This is a genomic window from Singulisphaera chitinilytica (assembly GCF_049331405.1).
Taxonomy (GTDB): Bacteria; Planctomycetota; Planctomycetia; order Isosphaerales; family Isosphaeraceae; genus PoT.
On the sequence record NZ_CP186274.1, the window covers coordinates 4,421,585 to 4,439,977 of the forward strand.

Annotated in this window: 16 protein-coding genes; 8 read left to right on the top strand and 8 right to left on the bottom strand. The window is 62.2% G+C overall.

Annotated elements, in window-relative coordinates:
* The first annotated feature begins 228 nt into the window (after nucleotides 1–228).
* The gene (locus ACOYYX_RS17635; protein WP_422931225.1) at nucleotides 229–1,344 is read left to right on the top strand and encodes a TIGR02281 family clan AA aspartic protease; all 1,116 of its coding nucleotides are present in this window, start codon (nucleotides 229–231) and stop codon (nucleotides 1,342–1,344) included.
* A 69-nt stretch (nucleotides 1,345–1,413) separates the two neighbouring features.
* On the opposite strand, the gene ACOYYX_RS17640 is transcribed toward ACOYYX_RS17635, so the two are convergent.
* The 6 genes from ACOYYX_RS17640 to ACOYYX_RS17665 all read right to left on the bottom strand — a co-directional run bounded on the left by ACOYYX_RS17640 (nucleotide 1,414) and on the right by ACOYYX_RS17665 (nucleotide 7,917).
* The gene (locus ACOYYX_RS17640) at nucleotides 1,414–2,070 is read right to left on the bottom strand and encodes a protein-L-isoaspartate(D-aspartate) O-methyltransferase (protein WP_422931226.1); all 657 of its coding nucleotides are present in this window, start codon (nucleotides 2,068–2,070) and stop codon (nucleotides 1,414–1,416) included.
* The gene (gene recJ / locus ACOYYX_RS17645) at nucleotides 2,048–3,814 is read right to left on the bottom strand and encodes a single-stranded-DNA-specific exonuclease RecJ (RefSeq protein ID WP_422931227.1); all 1,767 of its coding nucleotides are present in this window, start codon (nucleotides 3,812–3,814) and stop codon (nucleotides 2,048–2,050) included. Before recJ ends, ACOYYX_RS17640 begins: the two co-directional genes overlap by 23 nt.
* 231 nt (nucleotides 3,815–4,045) lie before the next feature.
* Complete coding sequence (gene corA, locus ACOYYX_RS17650; protein WP_422931228.1) at nucleotides 4,046–5,134, bottom strand: magnesium/cobalt transporter CorA; 1,089 nt, start codon at nucleotides 5,132–5,134, stop codon at nucleotides 4,046–4,048.
* Nucleotides 5,131–5,547: a hypothetical protein gene (locus ACOYYX_RS17655; RefSeq protein WP_422931229.1), complete on the bottom strand. Its 417-nt coding sequence runs from the start codon at nucleotides 5,545–5,547 to the stop codon at nucleotides 5,131–5,133. The genes corA and ACOYYX_RS17655 overlap by 4 nt, the downstream gene beginning before the upstream one ends.
* Nucleotides 5,548–5,755: 208 nt before the next feature.
* The gene (locus ACOYYX_RS17660; RefSeq protein WP_422931230.1) at nucleotides 5,756–6,400 is read right to left on the bottom strand and encodes a glutamate synthase; all 645 of its coding nucleotides are present in this window, start codon (nucleotides 6,398–6,400) and stop codon (nucleotides 5,756–5,758) included.
* 17 nt (nucleotides 6,401–6,417) lie between these two features.
* Nucleotides 6,418–7,917 carry a HEAT repeat domain-containing protein gene (locus tag ACOYYX_RS17665; RefSeq protein ID WP_422931231.1) on the bottom strand — a complete coding sequence of 500 codons (1,500 nt, stop codon included), beginning with the start codon at nucleotides 7,915–7,917 and terminating at the stop codon, nucleotides 6,418–6,420.
* Between the two features lie 802 nt (nucleotides 7,918–8,719).
* Between ACOYYX_RS17665 and ACOYYX_RS17670 the strand changes: the two genes are divergently transcribed.
* From ACOYYX_RS17670 to ACOYYX_RS17695, 6 genes are all read left to right on the top strand, one after another.
* A complete protein-coding gene (locus ACOYYX_RS17670; protein ID WP_422931232.1) occupies nucleotides 8,720–9,502 on the top strand; it encodes an MBL fold metallo-hydrolase in 783 nt (260 codons plus the stop codon).
* Nucleotides 9,503–9,727: 225 nt separating this feature from the next.
* Nucleotides 9,728–11,077: a cytochrome ubiquinol oxidase subunit I gene (locus ACOYYX_RS17675; protein WP_422931233.1), complete on the top strand. Its 1,350-nt coding sequence runs from the start codon at nucleotides 9,728–9,730 to the stop codon at nucleotides 11,075–11,077.
* The gene (locus ACOYYX_RS17680) at nucleotides 11,061–12,116 is read left to right on the top strand and encodes a cytochrome d ubiquinol oxidase subunit II (protein ID WP_422931234.1); all 1,056 of its coding nucleotides are present in this window, start codon (nucleotides 11,061–11,063) and stop codon (nucleotides 12,114–12,116) included. Before ACOYYX_RS17675 ends, ACOYYX_RS17680 begins: the two co-directional genes overlap by 17 nt.
* A gap of 442 nt (nucleotides 12,117–12,558) precedes the next feature.
* Nucleotides 12,559–13,866, top strand: coding sequence for a carbonic anhydrase family protein (locus ACOYYX_RS17685; protein ID WP_422931235.1), 1,308 nt, complete (start codon nucleotides 12,559–12,561; stop codon nucleotides 13,864–13,866).
* 947 nt (nucleotides 13,867–14,813) lie between these two features.
* Nucleotides 14,814–15,299 carry a hypothetical protein gene (locus ACOYYX_RS17690; protein ID WP_422931236.1) on the top strand — a complete coding sequence of 162 codons (486 nt, stop codon included), beginning with the start codon at nucleotides 14,814–14,816 and terminating at the stop codon, nucleotides 15,297–15,299.
* Between the two features lie 145 nt (nucleotides 15,300–15,444).
* The gene (locus tag ACOYYX_RS17695; protein ID WP_422931237.1) at nucleotides 15,445–16,491 is read left to right on the top strand and encodes a DUF1559 domain-containing protein; all 1,047 of its coding nucleotides are present in this window, start codon (nucleotides 15,445–15,447) and stop codon (nucleotides 16,489–16,491) included.
* 182 nt (nucleotides 16,492–16,673) lie between these two features.
* Here the strand turns inward: ACOYYX_RS17695 and tnpA are convergent, their stop codons facing one another.
* Entirely contained in the window at nucleotides 16,674–17,099 is a 426-nt protein-coding gene (gene tnpA / locus ACOYYX_RS17700; RefSeq protein WP_422923331.1) for an IS200/IS605 family transposase, read from the bottom strand.
* Nucleotides 17,100–17,471: 372 nt separating this feature from the next.
* On the opposite strand from tnpA, the gene ACOYYX_RS17705 reads away from it, so the two are divergent.
* Entirely contained in the window at nucleotides 17,472–17,894 is a 423-nt protein-coding gene (locus tag ACOYYX_RS17705) for an FAD-dependent monooxygenase (protein WP_422931238.1), read from the top strand.
* Here ACOYYX_RS17705 and ACOYYX_RS17710 read toward each other — a convergent pair.
* A complete protein-coding gene (locus tag ACOYYX_RS17710; RefSeq protein WP_422931239.1) occupies nucleotides 17,855–18,262 on the bottom strand; it encodes an acyl-CoA thioesterase in 408 nt (135 codons plus the stop codon). The genes ACOYYX_RS17705 and ACOYYX_RS17710 overlap by 40 nt on opposite strands.
* Between the last annotated feature and the right edge of the window lie 131 nt (nucleotides 18,263–18,393).

An 18,393-nucleotide genomic window follows, 5' to 3' on the forward strand; every position in this document is an offset into this window, starting at 1 on the left:
GATTGCATCGCCCCGGATACCTGAGCCATTTAGGGAGACCTGCTTTCCCTACAGAAGGAGACTCTGAGCCAGGTGGACATCGAAAGGTGATTGCATGCGGGGGCATGGGGACTGTATGCTAGACTCTCGAAGTCGACGCTCATCGCTGCTCCTTTGCGCCTCGCGATGGCCGCGAAATGGCAGAGGCACCGTCCCCCCGACCTCGATCCTCCCGAGGGTACGATAACGATGACTCCGCGCTTACTCTTAAAACTAAGCCTGGCGATCCTGCCGCTTCTCCTACTGCCCGGCGCTCCGACCCTGGGCGCGGACGCCCCCGCCGATTCCGCCTTGCTATCGAAAGGGCTCAAGCGAGTCGGGACCAACTACGTCCTGACCGAAGAGGCCACGATCCAGAAAGAACTCAACGAGGCCCGCGCCCTCTACAAGCAACTCACCCTGGCCGTCCAGCAGCAGCGGGCCCTGGCCCAGGAAGCCGAAGAAAATAAGTACCTCTTCAAGGAAATGATCCAGCGCCGGACCCTCCTGAATCAGCAGCTCGGCCAGACGTCGACTGTCGCCGAGCACAACCAGATCGTGACGATGCTCAACGACATCAACGATCGCATGCGGCTGATCCACGACGAGGAGAACGACTCGAAGGTCAAGGATGAGTCCAACGTCAAGGCCGCCCAGCGCCGCGAGGCCTTCGTCCAGGCCGTCATCGACCTGCGTCAACGCATCGACGAGGCCCAGAACAAGTACAAGGAACTGGCCGAGGACGCCGAGGTCAAGGACACCCTCGCCGCCCTGAACACGAAGACGAAGGCCAAGATCGCCCTTGGGCCGTCCAAGACCTTCCTCAGCAACGTTAAGCTCGTGGAGAAGATCGAGGCCTCGGTCCTGACCGAGAGCGTGACCATGAGACGCGACAACGGCGTCTTCTGGCTCGACGTCACCATGAACGGCAAGGTCACCGAGCCGATGGTCTTCGACACCGGGGCCGGCCTGACCGTCCTCTCGAGCGACCTCGCGAGCAAGATCGGCCTCAAACCGAGTGAATCCGACCCCACCATCGAATGCCAGATCGCCGACGGGTCGATCGTCGAGGCGAAGAAGATGACAATCCCCTCGGTTCGCGTCGGCAAGTTCACGATCAAGGATGTCGAATGCGCGGTGATGCCCCCCTCGAAGAAGGAAATCTCCCCGCTCCTCGGCGGTAGCTTCAACAAGTATTTCGACTACAAGATCGTGCCGGACAGCGGCAAGCTGATCCTCTCGAAGGTCGACACGGGCGAGGAGCCCGCCGCCCCCAAGTCGAGCACTCCCAAGTCGAAGGCCACCCGCACCAAGGCCCGTCGATGAACAACTTGGGTCGGTAGGAGGCACACAGCCCCTATCGACCCCGGCTGTCGTCCGTATCGGGACTCCGCCTCAACAGGCAAACCACCCTTCCTGGCCAATCAGCTTCACGAAACGGCAGGCCATGATCTCTTCGGAGATCGGCTCCCCGTTCGACTTCCTAACAACGGTAAGCTGCTGCCCTTCATCATCGCCGATCGGGACAACGAGGATGCCGTTCTCGATGAGCTGACGAAACAGCTCGGTCGGGAATGTCGGGGCGCCTGCCGTGACGATGATCCGGTCGAAGGGAGCCTCCTCGGGCCATCCCAGCGTCCCGTCGCCGATCCGGTAGTGGATGTTCTCGGATCCGTTGCCGTCGAGGATCCCTCGGGCCCGTAGCGAGAGCGTCGGCAGGCGTTCAACGGTGAAGACTTCGGCGGCGAGCCGGCTGAGCACGGCCGTCTGATAGCCGCTCCCCGTGCCGATCTCGAGGACGCGTTCCGCACCCCGGAGTCTGAGAGCTTGGGTCATCGCCGCGACGACGACCGGCTGGCTCATGGTCTGCTCGCAACCGATCGGAACGGCCCCATCGATCAGGGCCTGATCTCTCGTCTCCGGGGGGAGCAATTGGGCCCTCGAGATGGACGACATCACCTGGAGCAGGCGAGCGTCCTGAATCCCGTGCCTCTGGAGTTGGCGGATGATCTCCGCGCCCGGTACGGCATCAGGCGGATTGGGGACGCGCATGTTCTCGCCCCTCATCGAATTGGAAGTCTTTGATCTCAAGTTGCACTTCGCGACGACCATTCCATTCGTTGATCGAGACGTGGAAGGCCAGCGAGCAGACGCTGCCAGACTTCAGGGATTTCGCCCGCTCGGCCAAGTTCCAGGCGATCGCCTTGACGATGGTCCCACCTTGCGAGACCTTGAATTGGAGGTGGTTCTTCCTCTCCCCGACCGCCCGGGGATCGCCCACCACGCGGACGTCGCTGGCGATCAGAAGCGGCTTGGGGTTGCCCATGCCGTGGGGCTCGAGCGACTCGATCTCCTCGACGACCCGGGTCGTCAGTACGCCTAGGGGAACTTCGGCATCCACCTTGAGGATGCGATGGAACCGCTCGGGCTCGACGGTCTCGCGGCAATGCTGCTCGAACAGGGTGGCGAAGGCCTCGAAGTGGGCCCTGGGGATCTTCAGCCCCGCCGCGGCCGAGTGGCCGCCGAAGCCGAGCAACCCTTCCGAGCACGCGCTGATGGCCTCGTACAGGTTCACGCCCGGGATAGAGCGGCCCGAACCCTGCCCCATCTCGGCATCGAGCGCGATGACGATTGTAGGCCGGTGATATACGTCGGCAAGGCGACTGGCGACGATGCCGATCACGCCTGGATGCCACCCCTCCTTACCAAGTACGATGGCCCCACGACCGCTCACCCCCCCTTGCTCCGCGACCATGGCGTGGGCCTCGGAGACCATCGTCTGCTCGAGTTCCTGCCGTTTCTTGTTGAACTGATCGAGTTCGGCGGCGATCGTCTGGGCGAGCAGCGAGTCATCGGTCGTCAGCATCTCGACGGCCTTCATCGCACGCTCGAGCCTGCCCGCAGCGTTGATCCGGGGGGCCATGCCGAAGCCTACGGATCCGGTGGTCAACTTTTTCTTGTCCAGGCAGCCCGAGACCTTCATCAGCGCGCGGAGGCCGACGGGCGGGTCCTGGAACATCCCGGCCAGGCCTGACCGCACGAGGATCCGATTCTCCCCTTCGAGGGGGACGACGTCGGCAATCGTCGCGAGGGCGACAAGTCCCATCGAACGCACGAGGTAGTCTCGCAAGTGGGGCGACGCCTTCTTCCCGTCGCCGAAACTCTTGCAAATCTGCCAGGCGAGTTTGAATGCAACCCCCGCGCCACAAAGCTCGCCGAATGGATACTGGCTCCCGGGCAAGCGAGGGTGAACCACCACGTCGGCGTCGGGGATCTCGGGACCGATCGTGTGGTGGTCGGTCACGATGAACTCGATCCCGAGCGAGCGGGCGAGCCGGGCCTCCTCGATGGCGGAGATGCCGCAATCGACGGTCACGATTAACTCGGCCCCTTGCTCGTCGCGGAGTCTTCGGATGGCTTCGCCATTGACGCCATAGCCTTCGTCGACGCGATGCGGGATGTAGTAGTCGACGTTCTCGGCCCCTGCCAGGCGAAGGCAGAGCCAGAGAATGCTCGTCGCGCAGACCCCATCAACGTCATAGTCGCCGTAGATGACGATCTTCTTACCCGCCATGACGGCCCGGACCACGCGATCGGCGGCCTCGGCGACGCCCGGGAGGGTCTCGGGGTCGTGGAGTTGGGTCAGCTTGGCCCCGAGGAACTCGGAGACGAGTTGCGGCTCGGTGAGCCCGCGGTTGAGCAGGATCTGGGCGATCAGCGGCGAGACCTTCGCCGCGCGGCTCAAGGCCTGGATCATCTCCCGGTCATGGGGCAGTAATCGCCAGTGCGTGCTCATATCCCACGACCCCAAAAGCATACCCGACGCGGCAAGGATCGCCCGTTCGGAACGGCCGAAGGCTCCTCACTCGTATCGACCTTCGACCGTCCAAGCCTGGAGCCAGGTTTCGCCGATCACCTGAGCCGGTTTGACCCGACTTGATCACTTTCGTTCACGCCGCAGCTTGATTGGCGATGAACATAATTCCTCTACGCAATTCTAGCCGCTGTGGGCTGGAAGTCTCGAGGATTAAAACCAGCGACGATGCTTCGCCCAGAGATACATGCCGATTGGGGTCGATAGCATGATCAGGCAAGATCCGAAGAAGAGGAAGAATCTCGGCAATGGGGTCTGAAAGACGAGATTGTCGCCGAAGAAGTTCATGCCGAAGAAACTGGTGAGGAAGGACATGGGCAGGAACATCACGGTGGCGAGGGTCATCGCCTTCATGATGTCGTTCGTGCGGTTCGAGATCGCCGACAGGTACGTATCAAGCGCCCCGGCGATGAGGTCGCGGAGGGTCTCCGCGATGTCCTGAACTCGGACGATGTGGTCATACACGTCGCGGAAGAAGACCCGGTGATCCTGCTGGATCGGGTCATACTCGTCGCGAGCCAGGCGGTTGAGCACCTCGCGCACGGGGGCGAGGAGGCGATGGAACCGGAGGGCGGAGCGTTTAACTCGGAAGATCGATTGCAAGGTCTCGCGCGTCGGCTTCCGGAAAACTTCGTCCTGCGCCGCGTCGATCGCCTCGTCGAGATGCTCGATCACCGGGAGGTAGTCGGCCACGATCGTGTCGAGGATGTGGTAGAGGACGTAGTCGGCCCCATTCCTGAGTCGGCTATTCGGCTCGCGCTCGATATTCTTGTGCAGTTGCTGCAACGAAGGGATTGGGGTGTTGTGGAAGGTCACCACGTAGTTCTTGCCGAGGAAGACGTCGAGTTCGTGGACCCTGAGGAAGTCGGTGTCCTCGTCAAACTCGAGGGTGTGGAAGACGAGGTAGAGATACTCGCCCCAATCGTCGAGCTTGGTGATGTGGGTCTCGCAGAGCGCGTCTTCGATGGCCAGGGGGTGGAACTTGAAGACGTCGCGCAGCAGTTTCTCGATATTGCCGAAGCACTCGGGATCGTCTTCGAACAGGTCGACCCAGAGAGTCCCCTTCTCGTCCTTCAGGGCCTCTTCGAGCTTCTCCTTCGGCCAATCGAGATGGATGTTCCCCTGGCCATCGCGAAAGAGCGACTTGATGCGGATGCTCTGATCATCCGCGGCCCGGGTGCCCGACCTCGGCCGACTGATCTTCGTGGGCTCGGCGTCCGTTCCCCCCTCGTAAGATCTCAAGAGCCTTCTCCCTGCGAGCGACGATCCCGGAGCATTTCGGTGAGGAGATCGAGTTTGAGCTCGGCGCTTTCCCCGTCGCGGATGGTGCGGTGGATGGGCGTACCGAGCGGGTGGAACGTGCTCAGGAGGCGTGGGGCGATCGGGGCATACATGATCCCTATGGCGTTCTTACCGACGGGCACCCGGTCGATGTCGAACCGCCCATCAGGGCCGATCGGCGCCGTCCGTAGGTTGCCGACGGTGCCCAGGATCGGGGTGACCTCGATGAATCCCCCCTTCACAGGCTCGCCCCCGACGGAGACCACTCCTCGAACCCGTGTCGTCTTGAAGGAAACGGGGCCCAACTCCTCGCCGCAACCGGCCCCCAGAGCGAGGAGCACTCCGGCGGCCAGTGACCGTCCGATGCGTCCCATCAAGGGAGTACGCCTTCGCTTCGACCCCGACTCCATGCACCAGCCATCCTTCCGAAGAGACCCGAATCGCACGCCGTCTCCATCGACGATCCTCGTGATTCGTCCGAAACGTCGGGTCGATGGCCTCGACATTATAGATGTATCGCGCTCAATCCGAACACGACAGTGTCCTCGACCTGGGGACGTCCTGAAAAGCGCGGAAGCCGGTTCAGGAGGCAGAGGGACCACCGGCGAGGAGCGATGCAGCGTCGTCGATCCAGGGGGCGAGACCGCTGACGGCGCCGCGGAGCGTCTCGAGTTCACCCGGAGTCGCATCACTCGCCGAGCCGAGACGCACCAGTCGCCCGCCTCGATGACCTCGGCCCGCGTGTGGACCAAGCCCCGAGCCGTCAACGAAGATAAGGCCGCCCGACTGCCGCTCTCCGGCGAGTCGACCGACCCGTCCCAAAACGACCAGGACGCCCGACTTCTGGTTGAGCCCGGCTCGATTCCCGGCATTGCGGTTGGTGATGATGACTCCGCCTTCTTGCGCATAGCCGAGGCCTTCACCGACATCACCGCAGACGAGCAGCCGTCCGTCGCGCAAACCGCGACCGGCTCCATCGGCGGCCGCCCCGCGACAGATAACCGTCACCCCCGGGGCGTCAAGGCCCGCCGCGAGTTCGGGGCCGGCGCGGCCTTCGACCTCGATGAGAGCCTTCCAGCTCCCGCGAAGGCCCGAGACCAAAAAGCGTTGGCCCTCCGCGCCGACGAGTCGGACGCGGGGGCAACCTTGGTGGAGCAGTTCGATCAGCTCTGCGTTGATCCGCTCATAGTCGCGAATGTCCGGGATCGAGATTTGTGGGACATTCAAACTCGAATCGTCTTCGCTCATCGGGCACCGGCACCGGCGGCGACCTTGGCGGGCTGGCCCTGAGCACCGGCCACGTCGGCCTTGACCGGGTACTGCGTGCCTTGCGGGACCAGGAACGTGTTCGAGGGGGGATTCTTCTCGAGGTAGGCCCGAAGCTGACCAACCCGTTCCGTCAGGTCTTTGGCGACCTGCGCCTGCGTCCCCTTGGGGGAGTTAATCAGGTCGACGGAGGTCTTGACGAGCGGCTTCACGAGCTCGGCGATCTCCTTGACGGCCCGGTTCTGGGCGACCGCGGGGATCTTCATCAGGCCCGAGTCCCTCGCCCCTTCCTGGCCGTAGAAAGCGGGGAAGACCTGATAAACGAGGACCGAGGTCCAGTACTGGGCGAGGGTGATGTTCTCTTCATAGGAGTTCGCGACCTTCTCGCCCACCGTCGCCGCCACGTCGCCAATGAAGTAGGCCACGAGTGGATAGTTGAACTGGACGACGCCGCTATTAAGCCGCATCATTCCCAGCGACCAGGCGGCCTGGGCACGCACTTCGGGTTTAGCCTCGCGATTGGCGAGTTGGTGGACGACGGCGTCGGCCATCTCCACCTTGCCGGCGGCGGCCGGGTCGGCCGCGAGTCGCAGAGCACCGAGCGCCTCGAGGGCTCGGACCTGGACCGGCCAAGGGATTTCCGCCTCGCGGTTCAGGAAGTTCGACAGGGCCTTGGCCGCCGGGATCGCCCGGCCGCTCAGGACCTCATCGACCCGGTTACCGCCCGCACCCGTCTGGACGATGTTCGTGATCCCGCGTGCGGCCCAGAGCTTCACCCAAACCAACTGGTTCTTGTCGTTCAGTTGCTGGGTGTAAACGTTGATCGCGTCGGGGCTGCCCGTCTGCCCGAGCACGATGATGGCCTGGAGCCTGGAGATCGGGTGATTCTCGAGGATTCGCGGCAGGACCTTGAGCAGTTCCTGGCTGTAGGAGTTGAGGAACTCCTGATTATTCCCACGCTTGGCGATGTCGATGGGGTCGAGGAGATACCTGACCGCGTCGCGGATCCCGACCTTGGCGCTCTGGCTGACGGGCTTGCCATCCTCCACGATGGCGCGGATGTAGGACGGATTTGTTAGATCGGCGGCAAGGCCGGCGATGAACTTGGAGAGGGTGTCGCGATTGATGGGAGCGCCACCGGCCATCTCGGCGACAAGCTTCCTCACCTGGATCGTGGGAGTAACCCCCGCAAGCGGCTGGTATTTTTTTGAGAGCGCCTCGACGGCCTTCGGATCTTTGAAGACCTCGATGGCATGCTCTTTGGTCGATTCGCTGGCGGCGGTCTCCCCTTTGTCCTCGTCGGCCTTCTCAGCGTCGGCGGGGGGCGCGTCCTTGGACTTCTCCGCGTCCTTCGGAGCCGGAGCCTCCTTTTCCTTGGGGGCCGCGGCGTCTTTCTTCGTACTACCTGAGCTCTTGGCGGGCGCCTGCGAATGCGCATTGAGAGACAGCGCCGCGATCAGCCCGATCGAAAGGCACACCCACGAGTACCCCCGTGGCAACCTCGGGGCGAGCACTCTGAACATGTTCGACAACCTCTCGTTGGACCCTCGAACGGCGCACTCGGCCATACTCTTCGGCCAGGGCGCGGTCGTGAGGTCAGGTGCGCGTGTCTCAAGATTGGGTCGACGATACTCAGGCGAGTATCCCAGCCGAGAATCGGGGACCGGTCATCGGAGGGCCCAGGAAATGGCCTCGATGGGTACCCTAGGCCCCATGGAAGGGCTTGCGTGACGTAGACAACGACCGGGTCGGAAATTGCCGGATGTGACAATTCCTCATCTCGCGACAGCCGTATGACTTCCATCAAGCATAACCTAATTCAAGTTACCCTGCGGAATCACCCATGTCAAGTTACCCAACCACCTCAATCGCATGCAGTCAGGTATCGAAAACGCGAGCCGGAAGCCCTGTCAGGACCACTACAAGGCTCGCGTCGAAAACGGTCACAATACCTTTCTCTTTCAAGAATCGGCCAGGGAATTCGAGCTCGACCTGGACCTAGTCTCTTGGACGCATCCGGTCCCTATCGGTTCCACAGTCTCTATCTTTCATGAAGCAGGGTGCGACGCAAGGCCCCAAACGTCGCAGCCAGGCGCGTCGATGCAGGCCGACTCGCATGGGCGAGGGTCGAGGGTCCTGGGTGTTGTCGACGGGATGAGGGCTTCGTACAATCTGGCAGCATACACCTCCGCCGCTACCGACTACGCGGGATTCGAGCCTTCAAGCACTCGTCCACGTCAAGTCCTGGCCGGAGGGGAACGCCAGGAGCATTGGAGAGGAATGGTCGAGCGTCGTTATATATTCCCTGGTGTGATCGAACTGAACGTGCAGGCTCGGCGTCGGCTGGGCGTCAACATCTACCTCATTGATGGCGGATCGGAGTACGCGCTCATCGACGTCGGCTTCCTGGACGAACTGCCCGACGTGCTCGAGCTGATCCGCCAGATGAACTACCCCCTCTCCTCCTGCAAGATGATCCTGGCCACCCACGCGGACGCCGACCATACCCAGGGTCTGGCCCGGGCGCGCGACGTCCTCAAGTGTAAGGTGGCCGCGCATCCCAAGAGCGTGGCCCCACTTGAGGACGGGGACGAGGTCCTCACCTATGCGAGGATCGACGCCCAGAACATCCACATCCCCATGCCCAAGTGCAAGGTTGACATCAAGATTAACGAAGGGGACGTGATCGAGATCGGCGACAAGAAGCTCGAGGTCTGGAGCACGCCCGGACACACCGCGGGCCAGCTCTCGTTCCGGATGGGCGACCTCCTCTTCTCCGGCGACAACATCTTCCGTGATGGGTGCGTCGGCGTGATCGACGCTCACCACGGATCGAACCTCGTCGAGTTCATCGCGAGCCTCAAGCGGATCAAGGCTTGCGACGCCAAGTACCTCCTGCCGTCGCACGGGCCGATCTTCCGCAAGGACAACGCCCTGCTCGACGCGACGATCACCCGGCTCGAGTCGTACACCCATATGTCCGACTTTGGGACCTGCGCCATCGACTGGCCCCTCCTCGACGCCTGGGAGGACGAGCTGGCGCAGGGAATCGTGAACCTCTGAGACTGATCTGAACCGAGACAATCCTTCGCGGACGAGCCGAACCAGGGTCCGACCGCGTGCGTCGGATCGCGGCCGACCTCCGACGGTCGGCCTCGCTCTCGTTCCGCCCGGCAACCGCCCGAGGCCGACCGGATTGCGAGTTACCTTCGCTCTCCGGTCGGGAACAGGCGGACCGTCCTTCCCCCCCATGAGACCCGGCCTCGCCGGGTCGAGGAGTTGGCGGGAATGTCGAATCTCTTGGCCGCTCGCTGGCAGATGGCCATCTCGCTCGGATTCCACATCATCTTCGCCGTGATCGGGATCGCCCTCCCGCTGTTGATGGTGATCGCCGAGGCCCTCTGGCTCAGGACGAAGGATCCGGTCTACCGGATCCTCGCCCAGCGCTGGGCGCGCGGGGCGGCGATCCTCTTCGCGGTCGGCGCCGTCTCCGGGACGGTCCTTTCCTTCGAGCTCGGGCTGCTCTGGCCGAAGTTCATGGAGTTCGCCGGGGCGATCATCGGGCCGGCCTTCTCGCTCGAAGGGTTCGCCTTCTTCACCGAGGCTATCTTCCTCGGAATCTACATCTACGGTTGGGACAAGGTCGGCCGCCTGACGCACCTCTTCGCCGGGACCGTTGTCGCCGCCAGCGGAGCGGCGTCGGGGGCGCTCGTGGTCCTGGCCAACGCCTGGATGAATACGCCACAGGGGTTCAAGCTCGATGCCCAGCGTAAGCCGATCGACATCGACCCGATTGCCTCGCTGTTCACCCCGTCGGCCCTCTCTGAAACCCTTCACATGACGCTCGCCGCTTATGCGGCTACCGGCCTCCTGGTCGCCGGCGTCCATGCGGTGGCCCTGCTCCGCGACCGCACGAACCCTTTCCATCGCCACGCCCTGATGATCGCCCTGTTCGTCGGGGGCATCGCGTCGGTCCTCCAGCCGCTGAGCGGCGACTACGCGGCGAAGGTGGTCGCCAAGACTCAGCCGGTGAAGCTCGCCGCGATGGAGGGGCAATTCGAGACCGAGAACCGAGCCCCGCTCCGGATCGGTGGGATCCCGTTCCCGGAGGAGCGGGTGACGCGATACTCGATCGACATCCCCGGGGGCCTGAGCTTCCTCGCCTATGGCCGGTTCGATGCCCAGGTCAAGGGGCTCAATGAATACTCCGTCAACGACCAGCCGGACGTCCGCGTGGTCCATCCCGCGTTCCAGGTCATGGTCGGATGCGGATCGGTGATGATGCTCGTCGTACTCTGGGCGGGACTCCTCGCCTGGCGTCAGAAGAAGCTTCCGGACGGGAGGCTCTTCCTCAGGGTCGTCGCACTGACGAGCCCACTGGGGATGATCGCCATCGAGGCCGGCTGGATCGTCACCGAGGTCGGCCGGCAGCCCTGGATCGTCCATCAGGTGATGCGCACATCGGAGGCCGTCACGCCGGTCAGGGGGATCTGGATCTCGCTGATCGCCTTCGCCGGCTTGTATCTCGCGCTGGGGGTCATCGTGGCGAAACTGCTGCTCTATCAGTTCCGCTCGAGCCCCTCGGTCCAAGCCCTCAACGACCCCGCGAGCCTGGAATACGATGCCCACGACCACTGACGAGGCCTTGCTGATCTCCCTGGCCATGCTCGGGGGCTTGCTCGTCTACGCGCTCTTCGGCGGCGCCGATTATGGCGCGGGCGTCTGGGACCTGCTCGCGCGAGGCCCCCGGGCCGACGCCCAGCGCAAGACGATTTCGAAGGCGATCGGCCCGGTCTGGGAGGCCAACCACGTCTGGCTGATCCTGGTGATCGTTTTGCTCTTCACGGGCTTCCCGACCGCCTTCAGCGTCGTCATGATCCACCTGCACGTCCCGTTGACCCTGATGCTCATCGGAATCGTGCTCCGCGGGTCGGCCTTCACGTTCCGGGCCTATGACAATGCGCCGACGGCCCACAAGCGTTGGGGCGGGTATTTCGCCGTCCCGAGCGTCACGACCCCCATCTTCCTGGGCGTCGTCATCGGCTCGATCGCCACTGGCCAGCTCGAGGCGGTCGACAAGGGCGCGATGGTCCTCTTCGGCCAGGTCTGGCTCAGCCCCTTCCCCTGGGTCGTGGGCGTCTTCGCCTTGAATCTCTTCTCATTCCTGGCGGCCGTCTATTTGACCCTGGAAACCGAGGACATGGCCGTCCAGGCCGACTTTCGCCGCAAGGCGCTGACCTCGGGGATCCTGCTCGCGCCGGTCGCCCTGGCCGTCTACCTGGTGGCGAAATCGCAGGCCCCTCTGATCTACCAGGGCCTGGATACCTCTCCCTGGGGATTCCCGGTTCGTCTCGCGACCGGGACCTTTGCCATCCTCACCTTGCTCTCGCTCTATCTGCGATGGTTCCAGGTCGCCAGAGTCGGGGCGATGGTGCAGGTCACGCTCATCCTCCTTGGATGCGCACTGGCCCAGGCACCTTACCTGATCCCTCCCCACCGATCCCTGGCGAATAGTGCCGCCCCGACCGCGACGCTGAGGTTCGTCCTCTACGCCCTCGTCGCCGGCTCGGCGATCCTCTTCCCTTCCATCATGATGTTGTTGCGTGTCTTCAAGTGGCACACCATGCCAATCAACGCGAAGCCCACGAAAGCCCCCGATCGCTCTTCAGCGAGATAGCAACAAGCATCCCACTCCATCCCAATCCCTCCCGCTCAGGTCCGATTTCACGGGGCCTGCCCGTACCACTGCAAGTGTCGTCCCTTCTCACTTACCCCGAGTCCGACCCCAATCCATATCGGCAAACCAGATATTTGCAAGATTACGCATCACGGTATTGCCGGGACAATTCGGCAGTGACATAGGACACCATCGAGTGTCACTGCGCCACAGGCCATCAACTCATAGGAGTTCTGAGATGGCCCGTGGACAGTTCTCCTCGAACGTGCGGCGAGATTCGACATGAAAAAGATCTCTCATGATCTTTGGAATGTTTACAGAATCCGAAATTTGGGTAAGATACACAAATTTGTTCGCACTTTCCCCCCGCGAATCCTACGCATCCCCGATAACTCGACCTGACCGATTGCACTGGACTTCAACAGAGGAGCTCGGCATCTCCATGCAACGTTCCACGAGGCCCGAACGCGCGAACAAGACGCCTAAGAACCGGGTGAACCTCAATGTCGAGGTCCTGGAGACAAGGCTCGTCCTCAGCAGCGGGATGACCGCCGCGAGCGGCCGCGAGGCGATGGGATTCATTTCCGGCCACATCTCAAATGATGCGAATGGGCGAGGTTTGGGGAGGGTCTCGGTCGAGTTGATCGCCGCGTCGAATCAGGTGGTGGCAACCACGCGTACAGGGCCCTTGGGTAATTACCTATTCCGTGTCCGAGCCGATGGCCCGTACGTCGTGCATGCGGTCTCGCCGAGGCGATTCACCCAGACCTCGCCGACGTTCTCGAACGTCGAACCCACTGGCTCCTATGCGACCAATCCCAAGACGGGATTACCCTACAACAGTTCCAGTTGGAATTACCACACGGGCAATAATGACCCGGCCAACGGTCCGGTCGGGCCGGCATGGTGGTCGACCGTCGCCCCTGCCGGTGACGAGCCGTTCGAGTCGCCGATCAATATCCAGGGATCGCCCATCGACCTGAACCAGTATCTGTCGATCAATTATCAGAACGCGATCCCCAAGGCCATCGTCAACAATGGGGCTCAGATCCAGACCCAGTTCGCCTCGACCACGCTCGACACCATGTCACTCCATGGTCAGTCCTACACCCTCTCGCAATTCCACCTCCACGACCCCTCGGAGAACCAGGTGAACGGCTCCACCTTTCCGATGGAGCTCCACTTCGTCAATCAGAGCGCCTCGGGGGCTGAGACGGTGGTCGCCGTCTTCTTGCAACTCGGCAATTACAACCCCGCGCTGCAGACGGTGCTCGACGCGGCCAGCAAGGATCTCACCCAACCGAACTCGACGACCACCATCAACACCCCGATCAACTTCTCGGGATTGCTCCCTTCGAACCTGGAGGGCTGGTTTTACCAGGGCTCGCTCACGACGCCGCCGCTCTCACAACCGGTGAACTGGCTCGTCCTGTCGACCCCGATCACGCTCAGCTATCAGCAACTCCAGCAATATGAGGCGGTCGCTGGCGGCGCGGGATTCCTCCCGAATGCCCGCCCCATCCAGCCGTTGGACGGCCGGCAGATGAACCAGTTCAACATCGAGTTGAATTACCGGGGAGGGTCGATCCTCGGGGCGAATTTCTCGTTCGCTCCGCGAGCACTCGGTTTGAACGCCACCTCCGTCGACGCGAATCCAAACTCTCTTGATGCCCTGACACTGCCGATGAACCACAATACCAGGAATTCGATGATTTCCCGGGCAGCTCCCAAAGCCTTCAGCCGATCGTAGACTGCAACGGCCATTTGTTCTTGGTGTCCTGCGCCAATTCGCTTCAGTTTGTACTCTCGGCCGTCGGCAGCGGCAGATAGCCCCGAAGCTCTACCCAGAGTGTAGACGCTTTGGGGTCTCCTTTTCGTTTCTCGGGAATGGCCGGCCGAGCCATTCGAAAATCGGACCAGGATCTGCGGAATGACCCCGAACGCCAAACTAAACGGCCCATTGGCCCACTTCAGAGGGCCATCCAGATCCGTAACCTTCAAGTCAAAGAAATTACCCAGAACAAATATCCGAGCTAACACGTCAACGTTGTTCTTTTATAAATTTTATCTCTACTCATGTCTATTACGAAAGGCCGACTATTCGGAGTCTGGGATTCACCTACCAGGCGCAACGCCGAGCTTCGAATGCTCGGTAATCGGAAGAAGCTGGACGAGAAGCAAGGTCCGAATTGCATGAATCCCCGAGATAAACCGCGGAGACACCTGATTTTGGGCAAACACGGCTTCTCTCGAGAGAGAGAAATACATCTATCGGATGATAATCTCCGTTGATTTTCGATTCTCTATAATCCAACTCAACAATGAATATGGCTGGCCCTATTGACTGGAACGAATTACAACGAAGTCACCGTTCTCAACTCTCGCGACAAACACCTCAATCTTAATTGTTTAAGCCACGCTCACCCCCTCATGCGTCTTCGGAAATTAAATTTTCTGATAATATTTCGGTTGCCAGCGGCTTAATTGCGCGTTATCTAGGAAAAGTCATCGTGCTACGAAGGAGATCCTCCCGAGGGCATGCTGAAGGGCCTCCACTCCGAAGACTTTGAGGCCGGGGCTTCATCCTCTCCCCCGGCTCGACGGGTTGCTTCCGATTAATCTGACTTCGCCGATGGCCCCGCCGCACGACCCTTGCGCGGTGCCAGGCCCGGCTACAAATGCGAAAAGTGCTACACCATGTTTTCGCATCGATCCCGCTTCACCGCGCTGGCGACGGTCGTCGCGCTCACCTCGGCGGGGGGTTGCGGCAGTTCCAGCTCGGATGGCCTCCCCCGCAGGGCCATCTATGGGTCGGTGACGCTCGACGGCGTCCCGCTCTCGAAGGGGGCCATCTCGTTCGATCCCGCGGAGCCGGGTAGCACCGGCTCGGTCTCGGCGGGGGCCGTCATCCTCGACGGCGACTATTCGATCGACAGGCAGCAAGGGCCGACGCCCGGCAAGTATCACGTCTCAATCCGATCCGTCGCCTCCTCCGTCGCCGACAAGGGCGATTCGGCGGCCGCGACGAAGTCCGCTCCCGGCATGCCGCCCAGGCTTAAGAAGGGGGCCAAGGCCAAGGATCAGGATCAGGTCCCGAGCAAGTACAACAGCAATTCCGAGTTGATGGCCGACATCACCGTCGACGGCCCCTCCAACTTCAACTATGAGTTGAAGTCCAAGTAAGTCGGCACGTGCCTATCTTTCCTCCACGCGGACCGTCCCGGCAGCATTTCGCCGAGTCGATACGATCGCCCTGCGCCCGCCGCTGCCGATCCGAGTTTTCGTGACACCACGTTTCGCGTCACAATCCTGGCTCTGAGGAATCCCAATGACGAATCGTTCACGTCGGGGCCACGAAATTGGCTTCACCCTGATCGAATTGCTCGTGGTCATCGCGATCATCGCGGTCTTGATCGCGTTATTGCTCCCGGCCGTGCAGGCCGCTCGCGAGGCCGCGAGGCGGGCTCAATGCGTCAATAATCTGAAACAAATCGGCCTGGGCATGCACAACTACGAGTCGACTCACAGCTCGCTGCCCCAGGGCATGCGAGGGTGTTGCTGGGGCTCGTGGTTGATCCCCCTGCTCCCATATGTCGAGCAGCAGGCGCTTTTCAACTCGTGGAACAGCGTGGGGAACAACTCCGGATTGCCGGGCTACGTCGATGGCGACTTCCGATACGCCGGCGCTGCCAATATCACCGTGACCTCCACGCGAGTGAACGCGTACTATTGCCCCAGCGACGGCAATAACACGCAGACGGCCGGCATCAGCAACCTCGGCAAGAACGTCACCTCGCAGAACTACGTGGTCAACTTCGGCAACATCACCATGCAGCAGGGGAGCGTCCAGGGGGGCTCGTTCGTCCCCTACCTCCTGGATAACAGCGTCCGAGTGGACTTCATGGGCGCCCCCTTCGGAGACGTCGGTGCCCCGCTGCCCGACATCGCGGCCGGTGGCGGCCAGGGGGCGACCAACGGCGTCGTCCGCTTCGCCGGGATCACCGACGGCCTGAGTAACACCATGATGGTCTCCGAAGTCCTCGTCGGGATCAGTGGCGCGAGTTTGGACCTTCGTGGCTTCTCGCACTGGGCCTATGCCGCGAACTTCTCCGGCTACCTCACACCCAACACATCGAAGCCGGACTGGATGCAGGACCAGGGTTATTGCAACTACCCTGGATCGACGAATCCGCCCTGTATTGCCGGCCCCAATGGCCTGGTCATCACCGCCGCACGCAGCAAGCACCCGGCGGGCGTGAATGTCGGGTTCTGTGACGGCAGCGTCAAGTTCGTCAAGGACGCGGTCAATCCCCTGACCTATCGGGCGCTCGCCAGCACCAGGGGTGGCGAGGTCATCAGTTCCGACGCCTATTGAACCTTGGGAATGAGGCTCCTCGGCCGGAGGCCGAGGTATCAGGAAGGCCCCCCGAGGGGGCCCGATACGTGAGGAAGCCCCCGTTGGGGGCGATGACTTGAGTCGCTCCGTCGGAGCCCGGTACATGCGGTAGCCCCCGCGGGGGGCGTAAGGCCAGGAAGGCCCCCTCGGGGCCTACGGGGTTACTCCAGGTTCAACTCGCCCTGCCGACGATCCAGCTCATCCTGCTCGCGGATGTACTGCCGCACCCGGGCCTCATCAAGGCCCACCGTGCTCACGCAATAACCCGTCGCCCAGAAATGCAGGCCCGTCATCCGGCGCTCCTTCAACAGCTCACGATGGATCCGGACGGCGCTCTTGCCCTTCAGGAACCCGATCGTGTTCGCCACGCTATACTTGGGCGGTATGCTCAAGCACAGGTGGATGTGGTCGGGCATCGCGTGCCCTTCCAACAGATCGATCCCGCGTTGACGGCACAATTCCCGAAGGATCGGGCCGATCTGATGCCGAAGCCTTCCGTAGAAGACTTTGCGGCGGTACTTCGGTATGATCACGACGTGGTACTTGCATTCCCACCGGACATGGGAAAGGCTCTGCCATTCGTGCATAGGCTCCTCCTTCCTGCCCCTCGGGGCCTTCCTGGAAGGAGGAGCCTATTTCATTGCACGTCGGATCGCTCGAAGCTCTTCGGGTCGCACGGCCAGAGGCCGTGGATTTATGACGTATTAAAACGCCCGGGAGACGCACACTGTCTCCCCGGGCGACATCTCCTCAGAGACTTCACCTCGAAGCCTTTCAGATGGCTCGCGCGATCCGTTCCTCCCTCTTGCCCGTCCGGACCACTCGGGGAAGATGAAGCCGATCCCTCGCATGGCTGCAGCCGACGACTCGACTCATCGCGGTCGTACGCGTCGGCTACTCATGTGGGGCTCGTCCCTCTATCGACCCCTGGCACGATTCAGGCATGACGGAGAATCCCGATGGCGAGCGAGCCATCAGATCCTCAAGACACCGACCTCGTCATCGTGGGTTCGGGTCGGACCGGCTTGATGGCCGCCCTGCTCCTCACTCATCGTGGGATCAAGACAAGGATCCTCGACAAGGGTGAGCAGCAAGCCCATGAGTCGCATGCCTTCGGGATCCACGCCCGGTCCATGGAGCTCTTCCTGAGCCTCGGCCTGGCCGATCGGTTCCTTGAGCGGGGGCTGATCGCCTCCGGGATGCAGGTCTTCGAGGCCTATGGGCTGAGCCACGAGGTCCCGCAGGCTCCCTTCCTGATCCACCCCGACGGCTACATCGCCTATCGCGCCGATCGGCTGGACATCGCCGGGCTTGGGCGGTTTCTCCGTCGCTCCGATCGAGGTCAGGTCGATTCCGGCTCGGTGAAACTCCCGCCCACCTGAAATCGTTCCGCCAGGTCTCTGGGAACCTTGATCGGCCTGGACGTCGTCAGGCGGACGAAGGCTCCGGTCTGGATCGCGGTCGCCGAGAGTTCACCGTTGACCAGCAACTCGCACTGGAAGATCCAGCGCGGGCCCTGAAATTCCACGAACCAGATCCGCCCCAGAACCTCATCGCCGAACCGGATCGCCCGTTTGTATTCGATCTGCGTGCTTGAGAGGACCGGCACGAAATCCTGGGCAATCATCTCCTCGAGGGGATAGTGCCGATCGCAGAATCTAAGCCGAAGGTCTTCCAACCAGCGAACATAGACGATGTTGCTGACGATCCGGGCGAAGTCGATGTCGTAGCCCTGGACGCGAAAAGGCATCTCCACCTGCAGTCGCGCCGGCCTCTCGGAAAGTGACGGTTCCATGAATCCGCGGCCCGCGTGACGGGTCGCGCCCTCTTAAGAGGACAGGGCTCACTCAACTTCGAGGCGAAGTGCCACAAGCGCGTCGC

Coding starts and splice junctions, on each gene's coding strand:
- ACOYYX_RS17670 (WP_422931232.1), top strand. CDS start 8,720: ATGGTCGAGCGTCGTTATATATTCCCTGGTGTGATCGAACTGAACGTG.
- ACOYYX_RS17685 (WP_422931235.1), top strand. CDS start 12,559: ATGCAACGTTCCACGAGGCCCGAACGCGCGAACAAGACGCCTAAGAAC.
- ACOYYX_RS17640 (WP_422931226.1), bottom strand. CDS start 2,070: ATGCGCGTCCCCAATCCGCCTGATGCCGTACCGGGCGCGGAGATCATC.
- ACOYYX_RS17695 (WP_422931237.1), top strand. CDS start 15,445: ATGACGAATCGTTCACGTCGGGGCCACGAAATTGGCTTCACCCTGATC.
- ACOYYX_RS17635 (WP_422931225.1), top strand. CDS start 229: ATGACTCCGCGCTTACTCTTAAAACTAAGCCTGGCGATCCTGCCGCTT.
- ACOYYX_RS17655 (WP_422931229.1), bottom strand. CDS start 5,547: ATGGGACGCATCGGACGGTCACTGGCCGCCGGAGTGCTCCTCGCTCTG.
- ACOYYX_RS17675 (WP_422931233.1), top strand. CDS start 9,728: ATGTCGAATCTCTTGGCCGCTCGCTGGCAGATGGCCATCTCGCTCGGA.
- ACOYYX_RS17690 (WP_422931236.1), top strand. CDS start 14,814: ATGTTTTCGCATCGATCCCGCTTCACCGCGCTGGCGACGGTCGTCGCG.
- tnpA (WP_422923331.1), bottom strand. CDS start 17,099: ATGCACGAATGGCAGAGCCTTTCCCATGTCCGGTGGGAATGCAAGTAC.
- ACOYYX_RS17680 (WP_422931234.1), top strand. CDS start 11,061: ATGCCCACGACCACTGACGAGGCCTTGCTGATCTCCCTGGCCATGCTC.
- recJ (WP_422931227.1), bottom strand. CDS start 3,814: ATGAGCACGCACTGGCGATTACTGCCCCATGACCGGGAGATGATCCAG.
- ACOYYX_RS17705 (WP_422931238.1), top strand. CDS start 17,472: ATGGCGAGCGAGCCATCAGATCCTCAAGACACCGACCTCGTCATCGTG.
- ACOYYX_RS17710 (WP_422931239.1), bottom strand. CDS start 18,262: ATGCCTTTTCGCGTCCAGGGCTACGACATCGACTTCGCCCGGATCGTC.